This is a genomic window from Nocardia sp. NPDC051321 (genome assembly GCF_044455225.1).
Classification (GTDB): domain Bacteria; phylum Actinomycetota; class Actinomycetes; order Mycobacteriales; family Mycobacteriaceae; genus Nocardia.
Genome location: NZ_JBITEM010000003.1, coordinates 225,939 through 249,568, shown reverse-complemented (window position 1 = coordinate 249,568; position 23,630 = coordinate 225,939). Strand labels below are relative to the sequence as shown.

Annotated in this window: 30 protein-coding genes; 17 read left to right on the top strand and 13 right to left on the bottom strand. The window is 66.4% G+C overall.

The features are described 5' to 3' along the window. Positions 1 to 7: 7 nt before the first annotated feature. The 6 genes from ACIA8C_RS08185 to ACIA8C_RS08160 are packed head-to-tail and all read left to right on the top strand — an operon-like array spanning position 8 to position 5,731. Positions 8 to 280: an acyl carrier protein gene (locus ACIA8C_RS08185; protein ID WP_397132239.1), complete on the top strand. Its 273-nt coding sequence runs from the start codon at positions 8 to 10 to the stop codon at positions 278 to 280. Further along, positions 280 to 1,437: an acyl-CoA dehydrogenase family protein gene (locus ACIA8C_RS08180; RefSeq protein ID WP_397132237.1), complete on the top strand. Its 1,158-nt coding sequence runs from the start codon at positions 280 to 282 to the stop codon at positions 1,435 to 1,437. Before ACIA8C_RS08185 ends, ACIA8C_RS08180 begins: the two co-directional genes overlap by 1 nt. A 22-nt stretch (positions 1,438 to 1,459) precedes the next feature. Beyond that, positions 1,460 to 2,527, top strand: a complete 1,068-nt coding sequence (locus tag ACIA8C_RS08175; RefSeq protein ID WP_397132235.1) for an HAD-IIIC family phosphatase — start codon at positions 1,460 to 1,462, stop codon at positions 2,525 to 2,527. Further along, positions 2,524 to 3,282, top strand: a complete 759-nt coding sequence (locus ACIA8C_RS08170) for a thioesterase II family protein (RefSeq protein WP_397132233.1) — start codon at positions 2,524 to 2,526, stop codon at positions 3,280 to 3,282. Before ACIA8C_RS08175 ends, ACIA8C_RS08170 begins: the two co-directional genes overlap by 4 nt. After that, complete coding sequence (locus ACIA8C_RS08165; protein ID WP_397132231.1) at positions 3,279 to 4,019, top strand: 4'-phosphopantetheinyl transferase family protein; 741 nt, start codon at positions 3,279 to 3,281, stop codon at positions 4,017 to 4,019. Before ACIA8C_RS08170 ends, ACIA8C_RS08165 begins: the two co-directional genes overlap by 4 nt. Continuing rightward, positions 4,016 to 5,731 carry a fatty acyl-AMP ligase gene (locus tag ACIA8C_RS08160; RefSeq protein ID WP_397132229.1) on the top strand — a complete coding sequence of 572 codons (1,716 nt, stop codon included), beginning with the start codon at positions 4,016 to 4,018 and terminating at the stop codon, positions 5,729 to 5,731. The genes ACIA8C_RS08165 and ACIA8C_RS08160 overlap by 4 nt, the downstream gene beginning before the upstream one ends. Before the next feature lie 35 nt (positions 5,732 to 5,766). On the opposite strand, the gene ACIA8C_RS08155 is transcribed toward ACIA8C_RS08160, so the two are convergent. Then, entirely contained in the window at positions 5,767 to 6,360 is a 594-nt protein-coding gene (locus tag ACIA8C_RS08155; protein WP_397132227.1) for a TetR/AcrR family transcriptional regulator, read from the bottom strand. Positions 6,361 to 6,451: 91 nt separating this feature from the next. Between ACIA8C_RS08155 and ACIA8C_RS08150 the strand changes: the two genes are divergently transcribed. The 4 genes from ACIA8C_RS08150 (at position 6,452) to ACIA8C_RS08135 (ending at position 8,817) form a co-directional block, all read left to right on the top strand. After that, entirely contained in the window at positions 6,452 to 7,024 is a 573-nt protein-coding gene (locus tag ACIA8C_RS08150; protein WP_397132225.1) for a TIGR03086 family metal-binding protein, read from the top strand. A 123-nt stretch (positions 7,025 to 7,147) separates the two neighbouring features. Next, the gene (locus ACIA8C_RS08145; RefSeq protein ID WP_397132223.1) at positions 7,148 to 7,336 is read left to right on the top strand and encodes a hypothetical protein; all 189 of its coding nucleotides are present in this window, start codon (positions 7,148 to 7,150) and stop codon (positions 7,334 to 7,336) included. A 19-nt stretch (positions 7,337 to 7,355) separates the two neighbouring features. After that, complete coding sequence (locus ACIA8C_RS08140; RefSeq protein ID WP_397132221.1) at positions 7,356 to 8,234, top strand: helix-turn-helix domain-containing protein; 879 nt, start codon at positions 7,356 to 7,358, stop codon at positions 8,232 to 8,234. Between the two features lie 124 nt (positions 8,235 to 8,358). After that, entirely contained in the window at positions 8,359 to 8,817 is a 459-nt protein-coding gene (locus ACIA8C_RS08135) for an SRPBCC family protein (protein WP_397132219.1), read from the top strand. Between the two features lie 4 nt (positions 8,818 to 8,821). Here the strand turns inward: ACIA8C_RS08135 and ACIA8C_RS08130 are convergent, their stop codons facing one another. Beyond that, positions 8,822 to 9,619, bottom strand: coding sequence for an alpha/beta fold hydrolase (locus tag ACIA8C_RS08130; RefSeq protein WP_397132217.1), 798 nt, complete (start codon positions 9,617 to 9,619; stop codon positions 8,822 to 8,824). 145 nt (positions 9,620 to 9,764) lie between these two features. Between ACIA8C_RS08130 and ACIA8C_RS08125 the strand changes: the two genes are divergently transcribed. Continuing rightward, complete coding sequence (locus ACIA8C_RS08125; RefSeq protein WP_397132215.1) at positions 9,765 to 10,619, top strand: MerR family transcriptional regulator; 855 nt, start codon at positions 9,765 to 9,767, stop codon at positions 10,617 to 10,619. A 132-nt stretch (positions 10,620 to 10,751) separates the two neighbouring features. Here the strand turns inward: ACIA8C_RS08125 and ACIA8C_RS08120 are convergent, their stop codons facing one another. Further along, entirely contained in the window at positions 10,752 to 11,156 is a 405-nt protein-coding gene (locus tag ACIA8C_RS08120) for a hypothetical protein (protein WP_397132213.1), read from the bottom strand. Between the two features lie 248 nt (positions 11,157 to 11,404). Here ACIA8C_RS08120 and ACIA8C_RS08115 point away from each other — a divergent pair, with 248 nt between their 5' ends. Together ACIA8C_RS08115 and ACIA8C_RS08110 are read left to right on the top strand one after the other, a co-directional pair. Next, entirely contained in the window at positions 11,405 to 11,998 is a 594-nt protein-coding gene (locus ACIA8C_RS08115) for an HIT family protein (protein WP_397132211.1), read from the top strand. Positions 11,999 to 12,106: 108 nt separating this feature from the next. Continuing rightward, positions 12,107 to 12,553 (top strand): nitroreductase/quinone reductase family protein, encoded by a 447-nt coding sequence (locus tag ACIA8C_RS08110; protein ID WP_397132209.1) that lies wholly within the window; start codon positions 12,107 to 12,109, stop codon positions 12,551 to 12,553. Here ACIA8C_RS08110 and ACIA8C_RS08105 read toward each other — a convergent pair whose 3' ends face one another. The 7 genes from ACIA8C_RS08105 to ACIA8C_RS08075 all read right to left on the bottom strand — a co-directional run bounded on the left by ACIA8C_RS08105 (position 12,554) and on the right by ACIA8C_RS08075 (position 18,984). Then, positions 12,554 to 13,432, bottom strand: a complete 879-nt coding sequence (locus ACIA8C_RS08105) for a type II CAAX prenyl endopeptidase Rce1 family protein (protein ID WP_397132206.1) — start codon at positions 13,430 to 13,432, stop codon at positions 12,554 to 12,556. A gap of 78 nt (positions 13,433 to 13,510) precedes the next feature. Continuing rightward, entirely contained in the window at positions 13,511 to 14,491 is a 981-nt protein-coding gene (locus ACIA8C_RS08100) for a glycine betaine ABC transporter substrate-binding protein (RefSeq protein WP_397132204.1), read from the bottom strand. Beyond that, positions 14,488 to 15,219, bottom strand: coding sequence for an ABC transporter permease (locus ACIA8C_RS08095; protein ID WP_397132202.1), 732 nt, complete (start codon positions 15,217 to 15,219; stop codon positions 14,488 to 14,490). The genes ACIA8C_RS08100 and ACIA8C_RS08095 overlap by 4 nt, the downstream gene beginning before the upstream one ends. After that, positions 15,216 to 16,493, bottom strand: coding sequence for an ATP-binding cassette domain-containing protein (locus ACIA8C_RS08090; RefSeq protein WP_397132200.1), 1,278 nt, complete (start codon positions 16,491 to 16,493; stop codon positions 15,216 to 15,218). The genes ACIA8C_RS08095 and ACIA8C_RS08090 overlap by 4 nt, the downstream gene beginning before the upstream one ends. Further along, positions 16,490 to 17,134 carry an ABC transporter permease gene (locus ACIA8C_RS08085; protein ID WP_397132198.1) on the bottom strand — a complete coding sequence of 215 codons (645 nt, stop codon included), beginning with the start codon at positions 17,132 to 17,134 and terminating at the stop codon, positions 16,490 to 16,492. The genes ACIA8C_RS08090 and ACIA8C_RS08085 overlap by 4 nt, the downstream gene beginning before the upstream one ends. A gap of 227 nt (positions 17,135 to 17,361) precedes the next feature. Beyond that, the gene (locus tag ACIA8C_RS08080) at positions 17,362 to 18,300 is read right to left on the bottom strand and encodes a TauD/TfdA dioxygenase family protein (protein WP_397132196.1); all 939 of its coding nucleotides are present in this window, start codon (positions 18,298 to 18,300) and stop codon (positions 17,362 to 17,364) included. 99 nt (positions 18,301 to 18,399) lie between these two features. Next, entirely contained in the window at positions 18,400 to 18,984 is a 585-nt protein-coding gene (locus ACIA8C_RS08075) for a CGNR zinc finger domain-containing protein (protein WP_397132194.1), read from the bottom strand. 58 nt (positions 18,985 to 19,042) lie between these two features. Between ACIA8C_RS08075 and ACIA8C_RS08070 the strand changes: the two genes are divergently transcribed. Further along, on the top strand, positions 19,043 to 19,786 hold the full coding sequence (locus ACIA8C_RS08070) for a class I SAM-dependent methyltransferase (protein ID WP_397132192.1): 744 nt from the start codon (positions 19,043 to 19,045) through the stop codon (positions 19,784 to 19,786). A gap of 50 nt (positions 19,787 to 19,836) precedes the next feature. On the opposite strand, the gene ACIA8C_RS08065 is transcribed toward ACIA8C_RS08070, so the two are convergent. Continuing rightward, a complete protein-coding gene (locus ACIA8C_RS08065) occupies positions 19,837 to 20,442 on the bottom strand; it encodes a CGNR zinc finger domain-containing protein (protein ID WP_397132190.1) in 606 nt (201 codons plus the stop codon). 23 nt (positions 20,443 to 20,465) lie between these two features. Further along, positions 20,466 to 21,704 (bottom strand): MFS transporter, encoded by a 1,239-nt coding sequence (locus tag ACIA8C_RS08060; protein ID WP_397132188.1) that lies wholly within the window; start codon positions 21,702 to 21,704, stop codon positions 20,466 to 20,468. 297 nt (positions 21,705 to 22,001) lie between these two features. Here ACIA8C_RS08060 and ACIA8C_RS08055 point away from each other — a divergent pair, with 297 nt between their 5' ends. Both ACIA8C_RS08055 and ACIA8C_RS08050 read left to right on the top strand, forming a co-directional pair. Continuing rightward, positions 22,002 to 22,247 carry a CsbD family protein gene (locus tag ACIA8C_RS08055; RefSeq protein ID WP_397132186.1) on the top strand — a complete coding sequence of 82 codons (246 nt, stop codon included), beginning with the start codon at positions 22,002 to 22,004 and terminating at the stop codon, positions 22,245 to 22,247. A gap of 132 nt (positions 22,248 to 22,379) precedes the next feature. Next, entirely contained in the window at positions 22,380 to 22,712 is a 333-nt protein-coding gene (locus ACIA8C_RS08050; protein ID WP_397132184.1) for a plasmid stabilization protein, read from the top strand. A gap of 69 nt (positions 22,713 to 22,781) precedes the next feature. On the opposite strand, the gene ACIA8C_RS08045 is transcribed toward ACIA8C_RS08050, so the two are convergent. Beyond that, positions 22,782 to 22,982, bottom strand: a complete 201-nt coding sequence (locus ACIA8C_RS08045) for a hypothetical protein (RefSeq protein WP_397132182.1) — start codon at positions 22,980 to 22,982, stop codon at positions 22,782 to 22,784. A 185-nt stretch (positions 22,983 to 23,167) separates the two neighbouring features. On the opposite strand from ACIA8C_RS08045, the gene ACIA8C_RS08040 reads away from it, so the two are divergent. Beyond that, on the top strand, positions 23,168 to 23,629 hold the full coding sequence (locus tag ACIA8C_RS08040; protein ID WP_397132180.1) for an SRPBCC family protein: 462 nt from the start codon (positions 23,168 to 23,170) through the stop codon (positions 23,627 to 23,629). Position 23,630: the final 1 nt, after the last annotated feature.

The following is a 23,630-nucleotide window of genomic DNA, read 5'->3' as shown; positions in this document are numbered from 1 at the left end:
GGTAGTTATGTTCTCCGATGCCCGTTCCGAAATCCGGGATTTCGTCGCCAAGAGGTTTCCAGAAGGGCGGCTCCAGGACAATCACGACATCTTCGAAAGCGGCTTCGTCAATTCCCTGTTCGCGATGGAACTGGTCATGTTCATCGAGCAGAACATCGGCGACCGGATTCCCAACGACGAGCTGATGCTGGACAACTTCCGGACCGTTGACGTGATGACCGACCTGGTCGCCAGGCTCGGCGGACGCAACGGTCATGGCGCGGCCACCGAGGTGGCGTGATGGCGGTGCGGGCGGAACCCGGTTTAGGCCAAGCGTTTTCGCGGGCCGAGATCGGTGCGTTCGTCGACGAGGTGGTGGCGCCGCGGGCCGCCGAATTCGATCGCGCGGGGCGGATCGATCTGAGCATGGTGACCGAGTTCGCCGCGCGTGGCCTGTGGGGCGCGGTGCTGCCGACCACGGAAGGCGGTACCGGCGCCGGAATGACCGCGCTCGCGCTGGTGCACGAGGAGGTGGGGCGCGGCTGTTCGGCCATGCGCAGCCTGCTGACCGTGCACTCGATGGCGTTGTACGCGCTGGACCGGTGGGGGACCGAGGCCGCGAAGAGCCGGTGGAAGGCCGACCTGGTCTCCGGTGCCGCGCTCGGTGCGTTCTGCCTGACCGAGGCCGAGGCGGGCAGTGACTTCACCGCGGTGCGGGCGACGGCCCGGCACGAGGGCGACGAGTGGATTCTCGACGGTCACAAGCTGTGGGTGACCGGCGGTCAGCTCGCCGATGTGCTGCTTGTGTTCGCCCGCACCGCGAATGGACCCGCGGTGTTCCTGGTGGACGCGGCAAGTCCGGGCATCCGGCGGATTCCGGTTTCGGGCATCACCGGGACGCGCGGCAGTCAGGTCGCCGAGATCGTCTTCGAGAACTGCCGCATCGGGTCCGACGCGATCATTGGGCCGGCGGGTATGGGATTGGCCATTGCCACCGGAGTGCTCGACATCGGGCGGTTCAGCGTCGCCGCAGGCTGCGTCGGCATCCTGCAAGCCTGTCTGCGGGCCAGCGTGGACTATGCCAACACTCGTCACCAGGGCGGGGCGTTGCTGCGCGAACACCAACTCGTGCAACAGATGATCGCCACCATCGCCACCAACACCCGGGCGGCCAGGCTGCTGGTCCGGCAGGCCGCGCAGCTCAAAGACGCGGGCAGTCCCGACACCCTCATGGCGACGTGCATCGCCAAGCAGTTCGCGGCGACCTCGGCGGTAGCCGCGGCCAATGACGCGGTGCAACTGCACGGCGCGCGCGGCTGTAGCGACGAATATCCGGTCGGCCGGTACCTGCGCGACGCCAAGGTCATGGAAATCATCGAGGGCAGCACGCAGATGCAACACGTACTGATCGCCACCGACGCGTGCCGGAATCAGGCGCGCGTCGTCGACGTCGAATGATTCGCAGAGATCAGGGAATTCGATGAACGCAGATGTCCGTAACCGCCCCCGCTACATCAAGTGCGTGGTCTGGGATCTCGACCACACCCTCTGGGACGGAATCCTTTTGGAGAACGCCGCGGTCACCGATCTCAAGCCGGGGATCAGGGAGACCATCGCCACGCTCGACGAACGCGGCATTCTGCATTCGATCGCCAGTCGCAACGATCCGGACATCGCGCTCGCCAAGCTCGAGGAGCTCGGGATCGCGGAGTACTTTCTGCACCCGCAGATCAGCTGGGACAACAAATCCGCGGCGGTCGCGACGATCGCCGAGCGGCTCGATATCGGGATCGACACGCTCGCCTTCGTCGACGACCAGGAACTGGAACGGGACGAGGTCGGCTTCGCCCATCCCGAGGTGCTCTGCATCGACGCCGAGCAGGCCGCGACGCTGCCGGACCGGCCGGAATTCCAGCCGAAGCACGTCACCGCGGATTCGCGGGCGCGGCGGCACATGTACCAGGCGAGCATCGAACGCTCGACCGCCGAGGAACGATTTTCCGGCACCAACGAGGAATTCCTGGCCACCCTCGGGATGCGTTTCCGGATCAGTCCGGCGGGCGCCGCCGATATCGGTCGCGCCGAGGAGCTCGTGGTGCGGACCAATCAGCTGAATTCGACCGGGGTCATGTACTCGGCCGAACAGCTTGCCGCCCATGCCGAATCCGATGATCACCTGTTGCTGATGGCCGAGCTGGAAGACAAGTACGGGACCTACGGGCAGGTCGGCTTAGCGCTGGTGCAGCGCGGTGTGCACCAGTGGCGGCTGAAGTTGCTGTTGATGTCGTGCCGGGTGATATCGCGCGGAGTGGGCACGGTGCTGCTGAATCATGTGGTCCGGCTTGCCCATTCGGCGGGGGCGCGGTTGGTCGCCGAATATGTTCCCACCGAACGGAATCGGATCATGTACATCACCTATCGATTCGCCAATTTCGCGGAGCTCGGCGAGGAGGACGGCGTCACGCTGCTCGCGGCCTCCTCGATGCCGCCCGCGCCGCCACCGTCCTATCTCACGGTCGAGACGGTCGCCGTGGAGCATCGACGATGAACGCGCCCGCGATCGACGCCGGCAAATGGATGCCGTACTCGTCGGCGGGCGGCGCGCCGATGACGCTGTACTGCCTGCCGCATGCCGGGGCGGGCGCGTCGACGTATCTGCCGTGGCGCAAGGAGCTACAGCCCGACGTCGACGTGGTACCGCTGCAGCCGCCCGGTCGCGAAATGCGGATGCGGGACGAGCCTTTCGAGCATCTCACGCCACTGTTGGATGACCTGCTCGCGGCCATGGACGGTGCCTGGCGCGAGCCGTTCGCGCTGTTCGGCCACAGCCTGGGTGCGCTCGTCGCCTTCGAGCTGGCCCGTCGGCTCAGCGCGGGCGATGGGCCGCGTCCCGCGCACCTGATCGTGTCCGGACGCCGTGCGCCGCAACATCCTTCGCGGCTGCCGTGGATCCGGATGGCGGACGATCCGATGCTGCTGGAGATCGTGCGCGGGCTCGGCGGCACCCCGGAGGAGATCCTCGACGACGAGCGCATGCGGCAGCTGGTGCTCCGGCTGATGCGCGCGGATCTCGGTGTCGACCAAACCTATCGGTACCGGCCGGACCCACCGCTCGACGTGCCGATGACCGTGCTCAGCGGCAGTGCCGACAGTCATGTGACGATGGCCGAGCTAGAGCCGTGGGCCGAGTGTGGCTCGGCCGGGGTGGATATCCGGCTCGTGCCGGGCGGACACTTCTTCGTGGTGACCCACCGCGATGCCGTGCTGTGCCGGGTCCGCCAATGCCTGGTGGGTTCGCCGTGACGGTCGGCATCGCGGCGCGGCGGGCGATCGCCCCGGACGACGTCGAATTGTGGTGGCTGCGGTTGACCGGGGAGTGCGCCTCCGGCGATTGCCGGGTGCTGGCTCCCGAGGAGCTGGCCCGCAGCGTCCGCTTCGACACGGTCGAGTTCGCCGGTGATTTCATTCGCATCAGGGCCACGCTGCGGCGGGTGCTCTCGGCCTATGCCGGATGTCCGCCCGAGGAACTCGTTTTCACCATCGGACCGCACGGCAAGCCGGAATTGCCTTGCTATGCACCGGCATTCAATCTCACGCACACCCGGGGGCTGGCCGTTGTCGCCGTCGCGGGCTCGGCATCGGTCGGGGTGGACGTCGAGCGGGTAGACGCCGACTTCGACCTGGCGAGTTTGGCCTCGCGAGTGCTCACCGCACGTGAAGCGGACTGGGTTGGCACGGACCGGCGGCGCTTTCTGCACCATTGGGTCGCCAAGGAGAGCTATCTGAAATGGTTGGGTAGCGGGCTGACGATCTCGCCCGACACCATCGAGTTGCGCACCGACCGCGATGGTCGCGCCGTGCTCACCGCGGTCGCCGGCGCCGATCTGCCCACCGGGTACGTCCATCATTTCGGCCTGAACTCCCACTACGTCGGGGCCTTCGTCGGCGGGCGGCCGCCGCCCCGTTTCACGTTGCGCCCGGCCGAATCGGCCTGCGCCGACTCGAATCTCCGCCGCCGTACTTCAGGAGTGCAAGCATGACAACGTATTTCGCGGTCGAACCCACCACCTTGGCGCAGATGCTGACCGCCCGCGCCGCAGCCACTCCGGACAAGGTGAATTTCCACCACCTCGGTGACGGTGACGAGCCCACCGCGACAATGACTTTCCCGGAACTCGCGCGCGCCGCGCGGGCGGTGGCCGCCCATCTGGCGCGGATCACCCGGCCGGGGGAGCGGGCGCTGCTGCTCTATGCCCCCGGCCTGGAGTTCGTTGTCGCCTATTACGGCTGCCTCTACGCGGGCGTGATCGCGGTCCCCGTCGCGCCGCCGCAGCCGAGCAAACTGGCGGACGGGCTGGCGCGGCTGGCGTCCATTACCGCCAATTCCGGTGCGCGGCTGCTGTTCACGAGCGCCGATATCGAGCCACTGCTCGGCCCGGTGCTCGCCGATGCCGACGGCTTCGCTGGGCTGCGCACGGTGGTCACCGACCGCATCGATCCGTCGGAATCCGATCGGTACACCGACCCCGGCGTTACCAGTGACACCATCGCCCACCTGCAGTACTCGTCCGGCTCGACCGGGGAGCCGAAGGGCGTCGCGCTCACCCACGGCAACGTGCTCGCCAACCTCCGGCTGGTCACCGCGAAGATCGGCGCGGGTGTCGGGGTGGCCTGGTTGCCGACCTTCCACGACATGGGTCTGCTGAGCATGGTCACCTACCCGGTGTACAGCGACTCGACCGTTATCAGTATGTCCCCCTTGGCTTTTGTGCAACGTCCCGCACGCTGGATATCGGCGATGTCGCGGTACCAGGCCACGCACACCGTCGCCCCCAACTTCTCCTTCGCGCTCGCGGTGCGACGGGTGCCCGCCGATCAGGTCGCGCGATACGACCTGTCCAACTTGCGGGTGGCGCTCTGCGGTGCGGAACCCGTCCGGGTGGACACGATGGTCGCCTTCGCCGAGCACTTCGGTGCCGCGGGCTTCGACGTGCACAGCCTGTTCCCCTGCTACGGCCTCGCCGAGGCAACACTTTTGGTGACCGGCGGCCCGGCCGGTAGCGGACTCACCACCGTCGAGGTGGACCCGACCGCACTGGCCAAGGGGCGCGTCGAACCGGTGTCGACCGGTGGTCGCCGCCTGGTGGCCAGCGGCGAACTCAACGACGCCTACGAACTCGTCCTCACCGACCCGGACACGCACACCCCACTGCCGGAAGGTCAGGTCGGCGAAATCTGCCTGCGCGGCGAGAGTATCGGCCTCGGCTACTGGGACGCCCCCGAGGCATCGGCCGAAACCTTCACCGCGACCGTCACCGGCCGCGCCGGCCACTTCCTGCGCACCGGCGACCTCGGCTTCATCCACGAGGGCCAGCTCTACGTCACCGGCCGCCGAAAAGACCTCATCATCGTCGACGGCTACAACCATTACCCGTCCGACATAGAAGCTTCCGCAATGGACAGTCACCCGGCCCTGCGCCCTGACCGTTGCGCCGCATTCCAGGTCCTCGATGGCGACCAGCCCACCCTCGTTTTGGTCGCCGAACTGAACCGAGACCCAGCCGCCGAGCAAGCCGACCGAACCGAAATCGTCACCGCCGTCCGCCGAGCTGTCGGCGAACACAACGGATTACGCCTCGATGACGTGGTCTTAGTAACCGCTGGCTCGGTACCCCTGACGTCCAGCGGAAAGGTTCGCCGCTACGTGGTCCGCGAGCAGTACCGCGACGGAGCCCTCACCCCGCTGCCCTGACCTGGACGATATGACCGAACCGCTTGCGGGAGCGCCTATTTCGCCGGTGGTCCGGGCGGGGTGGCAAGGACGCGGTCGACGAGAGCGTCGATGTCGCTGGAAGACACTGTGCCCATGCCGAATAGGGTGCGGAGGTAAATCGGGGCGAGGATGTGATCGAGCACGTCGAGGGCTTGGGGTGGGTGTTCGCCGCGGGCGTTGGCACGGTCGAGCATGTGCTGGAGCTGGCTGCGGCGTTCGGTGAGGAATTGGTCTCGGGCCCGCGCGCCGGCCTCGCCGGATTGGGAGAGGGCGATGATCAGTCGTAGTACGGCGAGTCCGTCGGGGCCGCTGACGTCGCGGGCGACGCCGGTCGCGTAAGCGCGCAGGTCGGTGTCGAGCGAGCCGGTGTCGGGGATCGGCGAGTTGGTGGTGAGCCAGGTGAGGGCGACGTCCGTGGTCAGCGCCTCGAGGGTGCCCCAGCGGCGATAGATGCTCGAATCGGCGACGCCGGCTCGGGTGGCGACCTCGCCGACGGTGAAGTTGCCGTACCCGGTCTCGGCGACCAGCTCGGTGACCGCCCGATGGACCGATGCCCGGACGCGGGCGCTGCGGCCGCCTGGTCGGCTCGATGTGCCTTGCTCCGTCATCATTTCAGCTTAACGCAGTTGTCGCTTGCGTTTGTGGCGCCTAGAGGCCTACAGTCACTAACGCAGCCAGAAACTGCGTTAGGAGTGGAAAGTGAACATCGCAGCCCCCACCGTCATCGATCGGATCGACATCGCCCTGGCGATGACCGGCACCATCGTCAAGGACGTCACCCAGACCCAGCTCGCCCAGCCCTCCCTCTGCGCAGGCTGGGACCTGCGCACCGAACTGAACCACCTCGTCGGCGGCATGCGAATCTTCGCCGCCGAACTGACCGCCACCGACCCCGGCGGCGAGCATCACGACGACTGGCTCGGATCCGACCACCGCACCGCGTTCACGACCGCCGCCGACCTCGACCACGCGGCGTGGCATCGGCCCGATGCCCTCGACACCACCATCCGTCTCGGCTTCGGCGCGGTCCCCGGCCCACTGGGCGCCGTGATCCACCTCGCCGAGGTCTTGGTGCACGGCATCGACATCGCTGTCGTCACTGATCAACAGCACCGCATCGATCAGGACGCCTGCGAACATCTGCTGAACACCGTGCGGGCCATGGACTTCGACGTTTTCCGCGGTCCCGGCCTGTTCGACCCGCAGCAGCCCGCGCCCACCGACGCAGCCGCCCATCTGCGGTTATTGGCCTTCCTCGGCCGACCGCTCTGACGCCTATCGGCGAGCGGGGTCGAGCTGCCGCTGCCGACGACACGCCTCACTGTGCACGGGGCGATAGTTTGCTCTACCTGCGGATAGAGTCGGTGGTACTTCGAAAAGGACGGGGAAGCTGACATGTGGGCAGTCGTCGAGAAGTGGTATGCCGGTGCGTATGAGGGCTTCGGTGTCCTGATCACCGAGGACTGCGAAGAGGTCATCGCGCGAGACGCGGTGGTGGAGAACGACATCCGGTTGAAGGCGGGCGACCGTGTCTTCATCGACTACATCGCCGACGGGGCCCTCAAGCTCGTGAAGGTTCAGTAAGGCGTCCTAGGCTGGTGTGGTGTTCGACTCGCTCCAGTTCGACCTGACCCCGTACACGGGATTCGACATGGCGGCCTACGTGCGGCGCACCTACTGCAGTTGGCACGACTCGGGCTGGCAATCGCTGCTCGTGCAGCGCTTCGACCACGCGCCGCGGGCCGAATACCTGCCGATGCCCGCGGTGGCCGACGTGCATCTCGTGCTCTGTGTGGCCGGCGACGCCGTCATGCGCACGCACGCCGACGGGAACTCGACCCGCAGGCGCTGGGTTCCCGGCCATCTGGACTTGGTGGTTCCAGGCCGGAAAATAGTGCGCGAGTACCGTGCGACCTCGGCCTTGCGCACCATCCAGGTGCACATCCCCGCCGCCACCGTCGATCGTGCCGCGGCTCAACTCGGCGGTGCGGGACCGGACTTCGAAGCTCTGTCGGACGCGCTGAACGCGGGCGACCCGCTCGTCGAACAGGTCATCCGTGCCATGCCCGCGGCCGCTTCCACCGACGACACCTACGCCGAATCCGCAGCGGCATTCCTCGCGACGCACCTGCTGGCCAAGGGCAAGCACCAACCCCTGCCCGGTCCGGAACACGCGGCGGTCCGCGCGGGCATCGCCATCATGCGCGACCGGCTGGCCGAGCCGCTGATGCTGGCCGACATCGCCGCCGAGGTGCATCTGAGCGTCTACCACTTCATCCGCGTCTTCCGGGCCGAGACCGGTGAGACACCGCACCGATACCTCTCCCGGCTGCGGATCGAGCGGGCGCGGCGGCTGCTATCCAGCAGCGCACTCACCATCGAACAGATCGCCGAGCGTTGCGGCTTCGCCAGTCCTGGAGCGCTGTCGTCGGCTTTCGTCGGTCAGGTCGGTGTCCGCCCATCGGTGTACCGCAAGATATGACCGAAAGGTCGGCAATTCAGCGCATGGCCGGTGATCGGCCGCGTCGCATAGTTTCGAGCTGGCGCAACAACTCTCGCGTGCGTGCCGAGCCCGCGCCACGGGGATGAACGAAAGGACCTCCGCCATGCAGAGTTACGACGCGACCGCGACCACGACGGCATCGCCATCCGACATCTGGCCCCTCCTCGTCGACGCACGCACCTGGCCGGTCTGGTCGATCGTCGACGCTCTGGTCACCATACGTTCCAGCGGGCTCGACCCCGATGGCAACGACCCCGTTGGCGCGGTCCGCGCATTCCGCACCGGACGCGTGGTGACCGGCGAGCGGATCACCGGACTCGACGTCGGCAACCGGTTGACCTACGAGGACGCCTTCAGCCCGGTGCTCCGCAACTACAGCGCGGTCATCGATCTGGTGCCTGCGCCCGACGGTCGCACCACCATCCACTGGTACGGAACCTACAACGCTCGTTGGGGATTGGGCTGGCTGATGCAACGCACCATGAAGCGGGCGATGCAGCAGATGGCCGACGGCCTCGCCGCCTACGCGGCGGTGCAGTCGTCCAGTGGCAAGACCGTGTAGTCCGTTACGACTGCGCGAACGCCAGCAGATCCGCGTTGAGCCGCGCGCGGTGCGACAGATGCACCATGTGCGACGCGTTCTGATAGACAACGAGCTTGCTGTCCGGGATCAGATCGGCCGAACGCCGTCCGCAGGTGTCGAGCGGGGCGAAGGCGTCGTGGTCGCCGTGCAGCACCAGCGTGGGGAGTGCGATTGTCCGTGCTTCGGCGCGGAAGTCGGCGGCCACGTTGGCCCGGGTGCATTCCACCGCCGCGTGCAGGGAGACCCGCATCCAGTCCCGGATCGTCGCGTCCTGTTCGAGTTGCGGGATGTCGCAGCCGGGCAGGTCGTTGCCGAAGGAGCGGGCGGCGTTGTCGGCCACCCAGCTGCCGTAGCCGGTGCGCAGCTGGTCTAGCAACGCGGCGGCGATTTGTGGATCGACCGCTAGGTGCGGCGCTGTCGCGCCGACCAGCGCGATGCGGGAAATGCGCTGCGCGCCATGGCGAGTGAGATAGCGGATCACCTCGCCGCCGCCCATGGAGTGTCCGACGAGGGTGACATCGGTGAGGTCGAGCCGGTCCAGCAGCGCGGCCAGATCGTCGGCGAGAGTGTCGAAGTCGTAGCCGCGGCCCGGGTCGTCGGATCGACCGTGGCCGCGGCGGTCGTAGGCGACCGCCCGATGGCCGTGCTCGGCGAGGTGCAACATCTGGTGCTGCCACATGTCGCTGCTCATCAGCATGCTGTGCACGAAGACGACGGGTCGGCCGTTTCCGTAGTCACGGAAGAACAGTGTGGTCCCGTCCGAGGCGGTCAGGGAGGTCATGGTGCGTTCCTTCGTTGTCGAGATGTTTGCGGCCCAGGCGTTCTCGTCCTGCCGCTGTCATCACCCTCGACGGTGCGGCGGCCGGACAGTCAATCCCGTCGCCGGGCCGAACTCTCCCGCAGGGGGAGACCGCACAATGGCGGTTATGACCGCGTACCTGTCCATCGGCGACTTCTCCCGTGCCACCCATCTGACCGTCAAGACGTTGCGGCACTATCACCAGATCGGACTGCTCGCGCCCGCCGAGGTCGACCCGCACACCGGCTATCGCCGCTACACCACCGACCAACTGTCCGTCGCGCAGGTAATTCGGCGGTTCCGCGACCTGGACATGCCGTTGGAGGAGATTCAGGCAATTCTGTCGACTCCCGATCTCGGTCTGCGCAACGAGCGGATCGTCGCGCACCTGGCTCGACTGCAGGAACAACTCGGTCGCACGCAGCGCGCGGTCGACGACCTGCGCAACCTGCTGACCCACCCGGCGCCCGACGCGACCGGCGTCGAGTTGCGAGCTGTCCCCGCGGTAGCGGCCGCGGCGATCACCGACGTCATCGACGCCGCAGACGGGCCGATCTGGATGCAGGGCGCTCTCGGCGAACTACACGCCACCCTGACCGCGCAGGGTCTCGCGCCGAGCGGCCAGCCCGGTGGCATCTACGCCGACGAGGTATTCACCGACGCCCGAGGCGAATCCACCATCTTCGTCCCCTGCCCCGGCCCCGTTCGCCCACTGGGCCGGGTGCGTCCGACCGTCATCCCCGCCGCCGAACTAGCGATCATCACCTATCGCGGCGAATCGACCGCCGTCGACCGCGCCTACGCCACCCTCGCCACCTACGTAACTCACCACGCCCTCGGCGTCCCCGGCCCCATCCGCGAGTACTACCCCGTCGGTCTACGCGAAACCCCCGATACCGCCATGTGGCGCACCGAAATCGGCTGGCCCGTCTTCCACACCAGCACCCCACCCCGGAAAACAGACCAGCTAACCGCAGACTAGGCACATCCCGCCGGCGATCCCCTACCTCCGCATACGCGTTGACGTGAGTCGAATGGCTGCCATCGAAGATCGTTAAGCGACCCTATGACTCACCTCAACGCAGTACCGGCAAGGCCCATCGCTGTTTTCGAATCAGCGGACATCGGTGACAGTTCTCGGTAATGCGAAGACGTCGACAGGGCGGAGGCAGTCCCGGCGAGGTTCGCGATGCAGCGGCCACGGCTCATCGATGACGATCTGTGCTCGCCAGCCGCCGAGTTCGAGGCCATCGGAAGTGCGAGCGGCAAGGCGATCATCGATCCGATCACCAAGGAGCCCAGCATGTTCCAGGATCGTGAAGATCGCGTCGGAAGCGCACGTGACGTGCTCTTGCGCCGCACTTGGCGTGCTATCGGGGTGCAGCTCACGGTATGCCGTCCGGGCCGCCGCGAGGAGGCGTGCCGCGTCCGCGACGTGGAAGTCGCGCCGGTACCGCAGCGAAATGTTCGTGCCATCGGCCAGCGGCTGGTCACCGACGATGCCGTTGTCATCGTTCACACAACCACGATAGAGCCATCGAAGTGACATCCGTTAGAGCGTGTTTCACGCCGCCGTTCGCTCGGCTTCGGCGAGCCTCCTATAGGAGGCCAACGTGGCGGCGAGGATGAGAAGCCGCGATACGCCAAGGCAAGATGGGACCAAGGGAAGCAAAAGCGTTGGGCGTCAACGGGAGCCGCCTACCTCACCAGCGACCAGCACGAGGTCGAGCAGCTAGCCACACACCACGAAATGGAGCACCGGGAATCATGGAGCCACCGAATGCATCGGAGCAACACCCTGGAACACGTAGTTCCAGCACGGTCGTCGGCAGGCAGACCGGGACCATCGATTCCAACGCCTACATAGACAGAGTCCAAGCCGAGAACGCCGCCGGTCAATGTTTCATCTGCGACCTCGCCGACGAGCAGACAACTCGCACCCGCGAAACCGTCGCCTACCGTGACGAACACTGCATCGTGTTCTTTCCGCCCTGGCCTCGCCTCTACGCCTACTGCCTGCTCGCACCCCGACGGCACGCGACGAATGTCGTCTCGGACTTCACCGAAGACGACTACCTCGCACTCCAGCTGCGCGTCCATCGCCTTGGTCGGGTCCTCACTGAGATCACGCCCACCGAACGCCTCTACGTGTTCAGCTTCGGCAGCATGCAAGGCGTCGCCCACGTGCACTGGCACCTCGCGCCGCTCCCGCCCGGGACGCCCTTCCGCGAACAACAGTTCGCCGCAGTCGACAAACTCGACTACCTCATCATCGAAAAGGCGGAACTCGACGAACTGGCACAACGGGTCGGAGCTGGCATGGCCGCCCTGGCCCAACCAACCAGCGGCCCACCGAGCTGAAGAAGACGCAAACCAAGGAGGCTTCGACCGTGTTGCGCAGGTATCCGGTACCGGAGGTACCCTTGCGGGGTCAAAAGATCGGGCCCCGGCAGCGTGGTAAGGACCCTTATGCCATCGAATTTCGCTCTCAAGACGATGAACACTGCGCATCGGGCGCTGTTGAAGGTCAGTTGCGGCAAGTTGGGGAATGATTTCGGCGGGATGCCGTCGGTGGAGCTCGTGACCACCGGACGTAAGTCGGGGCGGGAGCACGCGGTGATGTTGACCGCGCCGATCGTCGACGGGAATACCTACGTTGTGGTCGCCTCGCGGGGCGGCGACCCGACGCATCCGGCGTGGTATCACAATGTGCGGGACAACCCGAACGTCCTGGTGTCGGTGCGCAGCGGACCGCGCGTGCCGATGATCGCCAAGGTCGCCGACGCTGCCGAGCGAGCCGCGTTGTGGCCGCGGGTGACCGCCGCGCAGAAGGTGTACGCCGGTTATCAGAAGAAGACCACTCGGGAAATCCCGCTGGTGCTGCTGAGTCCGGCCGCGGATCCCGCGTCGAACTGATCAGGTCGGCGGTTGCCGTAGCACTCTGCCGGGACGCCGGCAGAGGACAACGGCACCGATCACGTTGGCCGCCAACGTCAGCACGCCCTGCTCGCCGAGCCACAGCCAGGCCTGGGACCCCGAGGTGTGCGGATCGAACACGGACTGGATGACGCTGTTCCAGGACGCGTGCAGCAGCACGGCAGGCCAGATGCTCCCGGTATCGAGCCGGAGCCGGGCAAAGACGTACGAAACCACGGTCACCTGCACGACGAACAGCACGGCGATCACCGGCATGGACCCACCATTGCCGGTGACATAGCTGCCGCCGATGATCAACGGCAAATGCCAAGCCGCCCAAACCAATCCACTCACCATGATCGGCCGAGGAACACCGGCGTCGATGAGCCGGGTGAGCAGATAGCCGCGCCACCCGAGCTCCTCGCCGAGCGCGAACACGAGCCCGACCGCCGTACCGAGCACCGTGCCGACGATCAGTTCCCCAGCGAACGCGCCCCATCCGCTGGAAGTGCCTGCGGGGGAAGTGAAGTGGGCGAGCCCGCTCGCCCACCCCACGCCATAGGCGGCGGTCGCGATGCCGACTGGATAGCCGAGCGCGATCAGCAGCACCCACCCACTGCGCCGGCCCAGCCGCAACGAGATATCACCGAACCCCTCCCGCAGCATCAACCGGGCGACCAAGGCCGCCAGGCCCGGTGCCCACATGAGCACGAGGATCCCGACGTCATTGCGCGCGACGACGGCGAAAATCATAGCGGGCGCGGACAATACGACCAACGCGACGAGAAACACGCCGATGCCGCGTCGTGCCTCTCGACGCCGGTCCGGCGCCACCTTCGACGACCCCGCCTGCTGATCCTCGCGTCGCCCAGGTGCCATGTAGGCACAGTAGGCAGCGTCAACCAGCCGGGTCGTCACCCCGGAGAACGGTATTCCCCTCCGGGACAACCCTGATCCCTAGGCGACCAGCTTCTCCTTCTTCAGCCAGTCGTAGGCGACATCGGCGGGATCCTCCCCGTCGATATCGACGCGACCGTTGAGCTCCTGCATCAGCTGATCGGTGAGATGTTTGGAAATGGTCCCGATCAGCTCCCGCAACTCCGGATGCCGATCGAGGACGGCCGCACGCACGACCGCCGTACCGCTATAGGGCAGAAAGAACTTCTTATCATCATCCAGCACAACAAGATTCAGATTCTTGACCCGCCCATCGGTGGTATAGACCATCCCGAAATTGCAGGGCGCACCCTTCGCGGTCGCCGTGTAGACGACCCCGGCGTCCATCCGGGTGACGTTGCCGGACGGCACACCATTCGGATCGTTGTACGGTATCCCATACTTCTGCAGCATCGGAATGAAACCATCCGAGCGACTGAAGAATTCATCGTCGACACAGAACGTTCGATCCGGAACCGCCATCCCAGCCACCTCGGAAAGCGACTTCACATGCAGCCGTTTGGCATTCGGCGTCGACGCGGCGAATGCGTAGGTGTCGTTGAAGTTCGCGGGCGGCAACCATTCCAGGTTGTTTTCGCGCTTCTCGATCTCGTGCACCCGCTGCCAGAGCTCGTGCGGGTCCGCGATCGTCTCGGTCTCGTTGTGGTAGTTGACCCACCCGGTGCCGGTGTACTCCCAGAGAATATCGGCGTCCCCGTTGAGCTGAGCCTGCCGTGACGACGCGGAACCCGGTGCGCCGGTAAGGTCTTTGACGTCGGCACCCGCCGCGGCCAGATAGGTCGCGGTGATCTTGCCGAGCAACACCCCCTCGGTGAAGCTCTTCGACGTGACGACCAACTTCGCGCCATCCAGCGGCTGCCGACCGTCCGGCAGGTGCGCCTCATGGAACGTCCCTGATGAACTCACCAGACCGCACCCGGCGAGCAGCGCGACGACGAGCGCGGAAATCAGCGTAACCCGGTGGACCCGTGTCGGTTTCATGAGATCCCTCGCGGCGTCGCGGCCAGCTCGACGAGCCGCCCGAGCCAGTCGATGATCAACGCGAGCAGCCCGACGAGAATCGCGCCGGAGATGAGCAGCTTGGGCAGGAACAGTGTGACCCCGGTGGTGATCAGCGTGCCGAGGCTGGTCGCCCCGATGAACGTGCTCAGTGTCGCGGTCCCGACCAGAATGACCAGCGCCGTGCGCACTCCGTTCAGGATTACCGGCACCGCGAGCGGCAACTCGACCTGGAACAACGTCCGCGTCCCCGAGTATCCGATCCCGCGCGACGCCTCGATGGTCCGGTGATCCACCTGCCGCAGCCCGACGATCGTGTTCTGCAGAATCGGCAGAATCGCGTACACCACCAAACCGACTATCGCCGTACGGAATCCGGTGCCCAGCCAGAACGTGAACAGCACGAGCAGCCCGACCGCGGGCGCCGCCTGACCGATATTCGCGACATTCACCGCGATCGGTTCCAGCCGCTTCAGCGCGGGCCGAGTCAACGCGATACCCAACGGAATAGCGACCACCACCACGATCAGCGTCGCCACCACGGTCAGCTTGATGTGCGCGAGGATGGTGGTCTGCAGGTTGTCCCACCCCAGCGATGCCTTTTCCGTCGGGGTGAATGAGGTCGACCGATACCAGAGGAAGTACCCGATACCGATCACACCGATGATGATCGGCTCGAACCACACGTCGATCGGCACGCGGCGACTCATGACGGCTCCGCCGATCCGGGTTCCTCGTCGGCCGCCACCACCGGGGTAGGGGCCGGATCGGTACCGTCGACGTAGGTTTCGTAGGAGAGCTCGGCCTCCGCCGAGCGCACCTCGGCAAGCTTGGCCTGGATCGTCTCGGTCACCGAATCGATGCTGAGCGACCCGACCACCGTGCCGCGGCCATCGGTGACCAGCGCCGCACCCTGGCTGGCCGCCAGCATCGCATCGAGCGCGTCGTTGAGCGTCGAGGAGCGCGCGACCACCGGCAACCGCCGATCCAGGAAGTCGGACACCTCCGGCTTCGTCGCCACCTCCGCGAGCGACGGCCACGACCGCGGCCGCCCGGCCTCGTCGACCACCACCACCCAGGTGTGCCCGGCCGCCTTCGCGCGCCCGATCACCGCTTGCGCCGGCTCGCCGACCCGCGCGGTGATCACCTTGTCGTACTCCACATCTCGCACCCGCGACACGGTCAGATACGCCAACTTCGCGCCGGACCCGACGAACTCCTCCACGAACGGTGTCGCCGGATCGGTGAGAATCTCCTCCGGCCGCGCGTACTGCTCGATGTGCCCACCTTCGGACAGGATGAGCACCTTGTCGCCGAGCTTGGTTGCCTCCTCGAAGTCGTGGGTGACCACCACGATCGTCTTGCCGAGTTCGTGCTGAATCGCAATCAGGCTGTCCTGCAAGCGAACCCGGGTAATCGGATCGACCGCACCGAACGGCTCGTCCATCAGCAGCACCGGCGGATCCGCCGCGAGTGCCCGCGCCACCCCGACCCGCTGCTGCTGACCGCCGGACATGTCCTTGGGCAGCCGGTCGGCGAAGACGCCCGGATCGAGCCCGACCAGATCGAGCAGATACTCGGTGCGCTCGGCGATCCGCTTCTTGTCCCAGCCCAGCACCCGGGGGATAGCACCCACATTCTTGGCCACCGTCCAATGCGGGAACAGCCCACCGGACTGAATGACATACCCGATCGACTGCCGCAGCTTGTCCGGATCCTCCCGCGTGACATCGCGCCCGCCGATGAAGATCCGCCCCTCGGACGGCTCGATCAGCCGGTTGATCATCTTCAGCGTGGTCGTCTTGCCACACCCGGACGGCCCGACGAACGCGACGATCTCGCCCGCGTCGATCTCGAGGTCCAACCGCTCGACGGCTGGATTGTCCTGGCCCTTGTACCGCTTGACCACCCCGTCCAGCGTGATGGCCGCACCGGTCACGTTGCGTTCCGCGCCTGGAGTCGGCCGACTAGTCACATCCGTCATGAAAGTCCCTTTGCGATCGTGAGGCGTCCGAGCAGGACGAGGAGTGCGTCGAACACCAACGCGATGAGGACGATGAGAATGGTGCCGGTCAACGCCATTTCGATGGCGTTCGCGCCACCGAGCCGGGACAGCCCGTTGAAGATCAGTGACCCGAGACCCGGGCCGAGGACGTAGGCGACGATGGCGGCGACGCCGACGATCATCTGGGTGGACACCCTGATACCGGTGAGGATCACCGGCCAGGCGATCGGCAATTCGACGGTGAGCAGAATGCGCCCGCGCGAAAAGCCGATACCGCGCGCGGATTCGATGACCGATTCGGGCACCGCCCGCAGGCCGACGATCGCGTTGCCGATCACCGGCAGCGCGGCGAAGAACGCCAGCATGATGAACGACGGAACAACGCCGAGTCCGAACGGGACCAATAGCAGCGCGAGCAGCGCGAGGGAGGGAATTGTCAGCGCGACTCGGCTAGAGGTCAGGGTGAGTGCGGACGCCAGCGGCAGCCGATATACCGCGACCGCGATGAGGACCGCGACGACCGTCCCGACCAGGACCGTCTGAAACGCCAGGGAGGCATGCTGATAGGTGAGGAACGTCAGAAATTCGCCTCGTCCCCGGACATAGTTCCATAAATTCACGCGTTTCCCATCGTCAGGCGAAGTCGGTTACCTGTTGTGCGTAGTGACCGGGCGCGAGCCGTCAAAGAGTAATCGACGCCGCGCGTTCGGCTCTGGACGACGCGCGGCGCGTTGAAACGCCGGATCGGCGATCACGCGCTTGTTTTCCCCTCGCGCCCGGCCGCCAAACAATGCTGCGCGCATTTCACACCGCGCGAATCCACGGTGGTGACAAATACATTCGCAGGTTAAGCCGCACCCTGCAGCGGCGCTATGGCCGAGTAGTACTCCGCATTGCCCGCGATCACGGTGCTCGACGTGCCGTCGACGCCGACCGGGACGGTGCCTGCCAGCGTGATGCGGGTCAGCCTGCGGTGTTCGCTGCCGTCGTAGTCGTCGATGGCGTAGTGCTGGGTGGCGTGGTTGTCCCAGATCGCGACGTCACCGAGGGACCAGTCCCAGCGCACGGTGTTTTCCAAACGCGTCACCCGGTCTTGGAAGAGCCGGAACAGCGCCTGCGACTCGCTACTGGACAACCCGACGATCTGCTTCACGAAGCAGCCGAGCAGCACGGCACGTTCACCGGTCTCCGGGTGCACATGCACCACCGGGTGCTCGGTCTCGAAGTAGGTGGACTCGAACTCGCGACGGTAAGCCTTGGCACCGTCATCCAGGCGTTCCTCGGTGTCCGCGGCGTAGTCGTACTGATTGGTGTGCCGCGCGCGCAGGCCCTCGGCCAGCCGCTTGAGCGGCTCCGGGAGCGAGTTGTACGCGGCGACGCTCGAGGCCCAAGTGGTCGAGCCGCCATAACTGGGCAGCGTGACCGCGCGCAGGATCGATGCTCGCGGGACGCGATCGACGAAGGTGACGTCGGTATGCCACACGTTGGATCGGCCGTGCTTCGAGTCGATGGCCAGGGTTTTCGCACCCGCCGACGTGAGCGTCGGGTGCGGGGTGGTCGGGCTGCCGAGCAATTCGGCGAACTCGTACTGCCCGTCCTCGGTCAGGTGCCGCTGCCCGCGGAAGAAAATCACCCGGTGCTCGTTGAGCGCCGCGCGGATCGTCGCCACGGTCGCCGCGTCCAGGTCACCGCCGAGCCGGACGCCTTCGATTCGCGCGCCGAGGTGGGCACCGAGCTTGACCACCTGCACGGCGGTGTCGGTCTCCGCTGGATAATCGACGGACATACCAAGGCCTTTCGCTCATCCGCATGGTCCAGACAGACGAAACCACCTCCGGCTCAGCGTGACCAGCATTACGGTCACCGAGATCGGAACCGGGACAACTCAGCTCGACGCTCGACGGGCGCGGAACGCCGCGGTCTTGGCGCGGTTCTGGCACGCGGTACTGCAGAACCGCTTGGTGCCGTTGCGCGAGGTGTCCAGATAGACGCGGTCGCAGTTGTCGGCCGAGCAGACGCCGATCCGATCGGCGTGTTCGCTGCCGAGCACGTAGGCGAGGCCGACGGCGCAGGCCGCGGCGATCCCGGGGACGAGCGCGGCATCCGCGGCATGGAAATGCAGGTGCCACGGCCGCGAGCCGTGCCGGATAAGTGTCGGCCTGGCACCGTATTCGGTGATCAGCGCATTGACCTGCGCGGCGGCGGCATCCATATCGTTGTCGGCGACCGCGCCGAAAACCTGGCGCAGCTGCCCGGCGGCCCGTGCCAGCTCCGCGGCGTCCTCGGGCTCGACGTGATAGCCGTAGGCCGTCGAGACCATCTCGTCCAATCGCCCGTGCAGCTCGGCATTGTCGGCCGCCGGTGGATACGGCCGTCCCCGGCGTTCGCCGGGGACGGCCGCGTTCACCAGCGCGACCCCGTCTTCGACCACACCCAACGTGTGACTGTCTAAACGCACTTGATCGGTCACCGCACTCTCGCTACAGTCGTTACTGTCGTTGAAGATTATGACAGTAACGGAGTAGCTCATGTCGCTCACACCCACCCGCGCCAGGACCTGGATCGACCGCTGGGATCGTCAGCAAGAGGGATATCTGCCCGACCGCGAGATCATGTTCGCGGTGATCGCGGACGCCGTCGCCGCCAACACCGATCGCCCGGACCCGCTGGTACTCGACGTGGCGTGCGGGCCGGGCTCACTCGGTGCCCGCATTCGCGAACGGTTGCCGCGGGCGCGCGTCATCGGCATCGACGCCGACCCGGTGCTGCTCGAATTGGCCCGCACGGCATACGGATTCGACCTTGTCGACCGCAACCTCGCCGACCCGGCGTGGACGGCCGACCTGCCCGCCGAGCCGATCGACGCGATCGTCAGCACCACCGCGCTGCACTGGCTCGGCGCCGACCAGCTCGCCGCGCTCTACGCGCAGTCCGCCGAGCTGCTCCGCCCCGGCGGCATTTTCCTCAACGGCGACGACATGGTCACGGCGACAACGGATATCGACCAACTCCACGCGGCGATGGGTGCCCGCCAGCTCGAACGCGAAGGTGTCGGCGATCGCGAGGGCTGGGTCGAGTGGTGGTCGGCGATCACCGCCGAGCCGGAATTGGCCACCGCCGTCGCCGAACGAGACAACCGGCGCTGGGAGCATCCAGACGACCACGGCGTGACCTACGAGCAGCATCTGAAGTTCTTGCGCGCGGCCGGTTTCCGGACGGCGGAACCGATCTGGCAATACGGTCGTCGTCGAATCATCGCCGCCGTCAACTGATTACCCGCCCGCGGCTCGGCGACGCCTCGGTGCGTCGTCCGGGCCGACGGCTAATTCCTGGCCGTGCGTTTACGCACGGTCTGGCGATGGGACTTATTGTGCGCGCCGCAGTTGGCCATGCTGCACCATCGACGTGAGTTGTTCTTGGACGTGTCGTAGAAAAGCCAGCCGCAGGAACCGGCATGCCCTGGGCATTGTCGAATGCGATCGAATGACCCTCGGCGCAGCAGGTCTACCGCGGACAGCACGATCGGTCCCAGCGCCGCCGTCGCGCTGATGCCGGGCCAGGTCAGTGCCGCACGATCGGCATTTACGCGCAGGACGGCGTCACTCAGCAAAGCCGTGTGACTTGCCATGATGGCCGAAACATCGCTCGGATGTGGCTCGCGCGTCGCGGCGATGGCGGCGAAGGTGCGATAGATCGCTTCGCGAACATCGAGGCAGTAGGAATACGTGACGAGCCCGGTGGATGTCGCGGCACGCTCGAGCGCGGCGACGCTGTCGGTAGCGATGACGCCCACCTCCGCGCACCAGCGCAGAAAGTCGCCGAGGGACTCGAGGGCGTCTTCGGATTCCTTGTCCGGGCGCGAATATCGCGGACCCACGGTATTCGCGAAGTCCAAACACAACTCGCCCCCCACCCGCTGCCATTCCATGGGAACACTCCTGCCGGATTCGTTCATGGTGTCGACACCCGCCGACCGAGTGAGCCGACATCCCGTCGGCGCGGGCGGACCAATACTGTTGCCGCCACCACGATCGACAGTACGGCGAACATGAATTGGATATCGAACAAGTCGACGAGGACACCGAAGGCCGCTGGCCCCGAGGCCGAGCCCGCGGCGAGGGCGATGACCGCCACGCTGAATCCGGCGGTGGGCCGATCCGGAAAGAGCCGGGCACTCCACAACGGCACCACCGCGCCCGCCACCATGAAACCCGCGCCGTAGAGCGCACCGGCCGCGACGAACAGCACGACCGACGGTCGGCCCATGGCGAGGATGACGCAGGACAACAAGATGCAGACCTGGGCGGCACCGAAAACCGTTGGCATACCCCACTTGGCGACGAGCGCGCCGGTGCCGATTCCGGCCAGCCCGGTGACGCCGATCACCGTCCACAACAACGGTGCGCCGACGCCACCCCGCACCAGAATGCCCGCGTAGGACCAAAAGACCGCGCCGACAAGACCACCGGAGAATGCCACGGCGAGCAGTCGGCGGTGGCGTGCCTCGCGCAGCAGCGCGGACCATCGCGGGCCGCCCGCATGGTTGTCCGGGGGAGTCGGGTGCGCGGACTTGGGCAGCACATAAAAGTTCCACGCCGTGACCGCCAACGCGCAGCACGCCGCGGTGAACCAGATGGTCCGCCAGCCCGAGCCGCTGACCAGCAGCGCGGCCGGCCCGGCGACCAGGACACCGAAGGTCGTACCGGTGCTGATCATCGAGAGCGCGTTCCCGCGTGCGTCGGGTCGAGTCGACGCCGCCACGGCGTCGGAGTACGGCGCCCACACCCAGCCCGGCGCGGTTCCGGCAAGGGCGACGCCGATCGCCAGCGCGGCGGTGTTGTGCGCGGCGGCCATCAACCCCATTCCGGCGGCCGCGCACAAGCCGCCGATCACCACCGGTACGCGAGCACCACAACGGCCGGACAGTCGCGCGACGACGAGGAGAACAACAAGCTCGGCGAGATAGCCGACGCTGGTAACAGCCCCGAGAATGCCTGCGCTGCCGCCGAATTCGCGCCGCAGCTGCGGCAGGAAGAGTCCATAGCCGTAACGGCCGTAACCGTAGACGATGGCAAGGGTCAGCAGTCCAGGCACGCCGATGCGGAGCGCTCCGTGCCGCTGCGCGGTGTTCGGCGTTTCGCTCTCGCGCGGAGATGCTGCCACAGGCCCGCTGAGCTCGCAGTAAACCATGCCCCTCCTATAGCCTCGATCGGTTCATACCGGCTAAATACCTTTCAGCGGTATGAACGCCTAACGTCACCTCGCATACCCGTAGGTCTCCTGCGCGAAACTCGAATCTCTGTGTATACCGCTGAAAGCAGATAGACGGTGGCTCGGCCTGCGCATTCGATCACCTGTCGCAGGTGTGCCAGTTATGTTGCGCAGGAACGCTTTCAGCTCCGTGACCGGCAGCGGTCGGATTGGTGCCACGGATAGCGGGTAAGCGCCCCCATGTCAGTTGTTCGTCGGATATGTCGGAGGTTTTCAGTGTCGGAACATGAGAGTGGTCCCCGCGAGGGTGTCGAAGGCGTCGTCGAAGGCGTGAAGGGCAAGGTCAAGGAGGCCGCTGGCGTCGTCACCGGTGACGAGAACCTCAAAGGCGAGGGTCACGCTCAGCAGGACAAGGCCGAGTCCGAACGCGAAGCCGCGCAGAAGGAAGCGGCAGCGGAGAAGGCGCGCGCGGAGGCCAACGTGGACGAGGCGAAGCAGGCCGGCTATCAGCACGACCAATAGCCGGCAGGGTCACGTGCAGGGCTGATCGGGCGGTGCGTTCGGCCGCTCGTCAGCCCTGTTCGTTTGCCGCGAATGATCGTGCGTGGTTTGCCGTCGGCCGCGCGGGTTATTCGCCGCAAAGGAGGTGTGATCATGCCAAAGGAATGGACCGACAAACAGGAACGTCAGTACGAGCACGTCCGGGATTCGGAGAAGTCGCAAGGTGCGAGCACCCGCCGGGCCAAGGAGATCGCGGCGCGCGTGGTCAACAAGAATCGCGCGCAGGCCGGTCAGACCAAGACCGCCAGCCGCACGTCGCTGCAGGACAAGTCGCCGCAGCAACGGGGCGGCGAGCGATCCGGCCGTCGTGGCCCGAAGGGTCCGACCCGCGACCAGCTCTACAACGAGGCCCGCCAGCGTGGCATCAAGGGCCGCTCGAAGATGACCAAAGGTCAGCTGGCACAAGCGCTCGGCGGCAAGAAGTAGCCGAACACGGTGATGGTCCCGCTCGGGTGAGCGGGACCATCACGTGTCGCGCGGTCCTCGTCGTCGCTGTTACCCATCGACGGCTAGCACGCCCGGCTCCACCCGGAATTCCCGCTCCACCTCGGCCAACAGGACGGTGCTTCGCCGACCGCCACCGGCGGGCTCGACCTCGGCATAGGGGATCGGCGCGTATCGAACCGCCTTGACCCGCAACATCGCCGGATCCTTGTCATCGAGCCGAACCAGAAGAGCACCGCGCGTGACCTGCATGGGAGTCAACCTTTCGAGCCGGGGGATATGGTCGCCTGCGTTCTACCCGCGGCACCGCCCGGCAAACCCGGCCCGGCGGCGGCTGTTTCTGCACGGACTGCCCGGGTATGCGACCTCTGACCGAGTCGCCGGAAGCGACTGTCTCGACCCAGCGACTGCGGGGTCCAGCGAGGAAAGGGGTACATATGAGCACCTTGGCCGCCACCGTAGACGTTGAGGTACCGGTCCGCACCGCCTACAACCAGTGGACGCAGTTCGAGTCGTTCCCGCAGTTCATGGAGGGCGTCGAAGAGGTGCGGCAGCTCGATGACCGGCACACGCACTGGCGCATCCACGTCGGTCCGTCGACGCGCGAGTTCGACGCGACCATCACCGAGCAGCACCCCGACGAACGAGTCGCGTGGAAATCCGACTCGGGCCCGCAGCACGCGGGCGTGATCACCTTCCATCGCCTGAACGACACGCAAACCAGGATCACCGCCCAGATGGACGTCGACCCAGAGGGTTTCGTGGAAAACGCCGCTGACCTGCTCGGCGTATTGCAGCACCGGGTGCACGGCGATATGCAGCGCTTCAAGAAGTTCATCGAGAGCCAGGGCCAGGAAACGGGTGCGTGGCGCGGTGATATCGCGCGCCCCGACGCCTGAC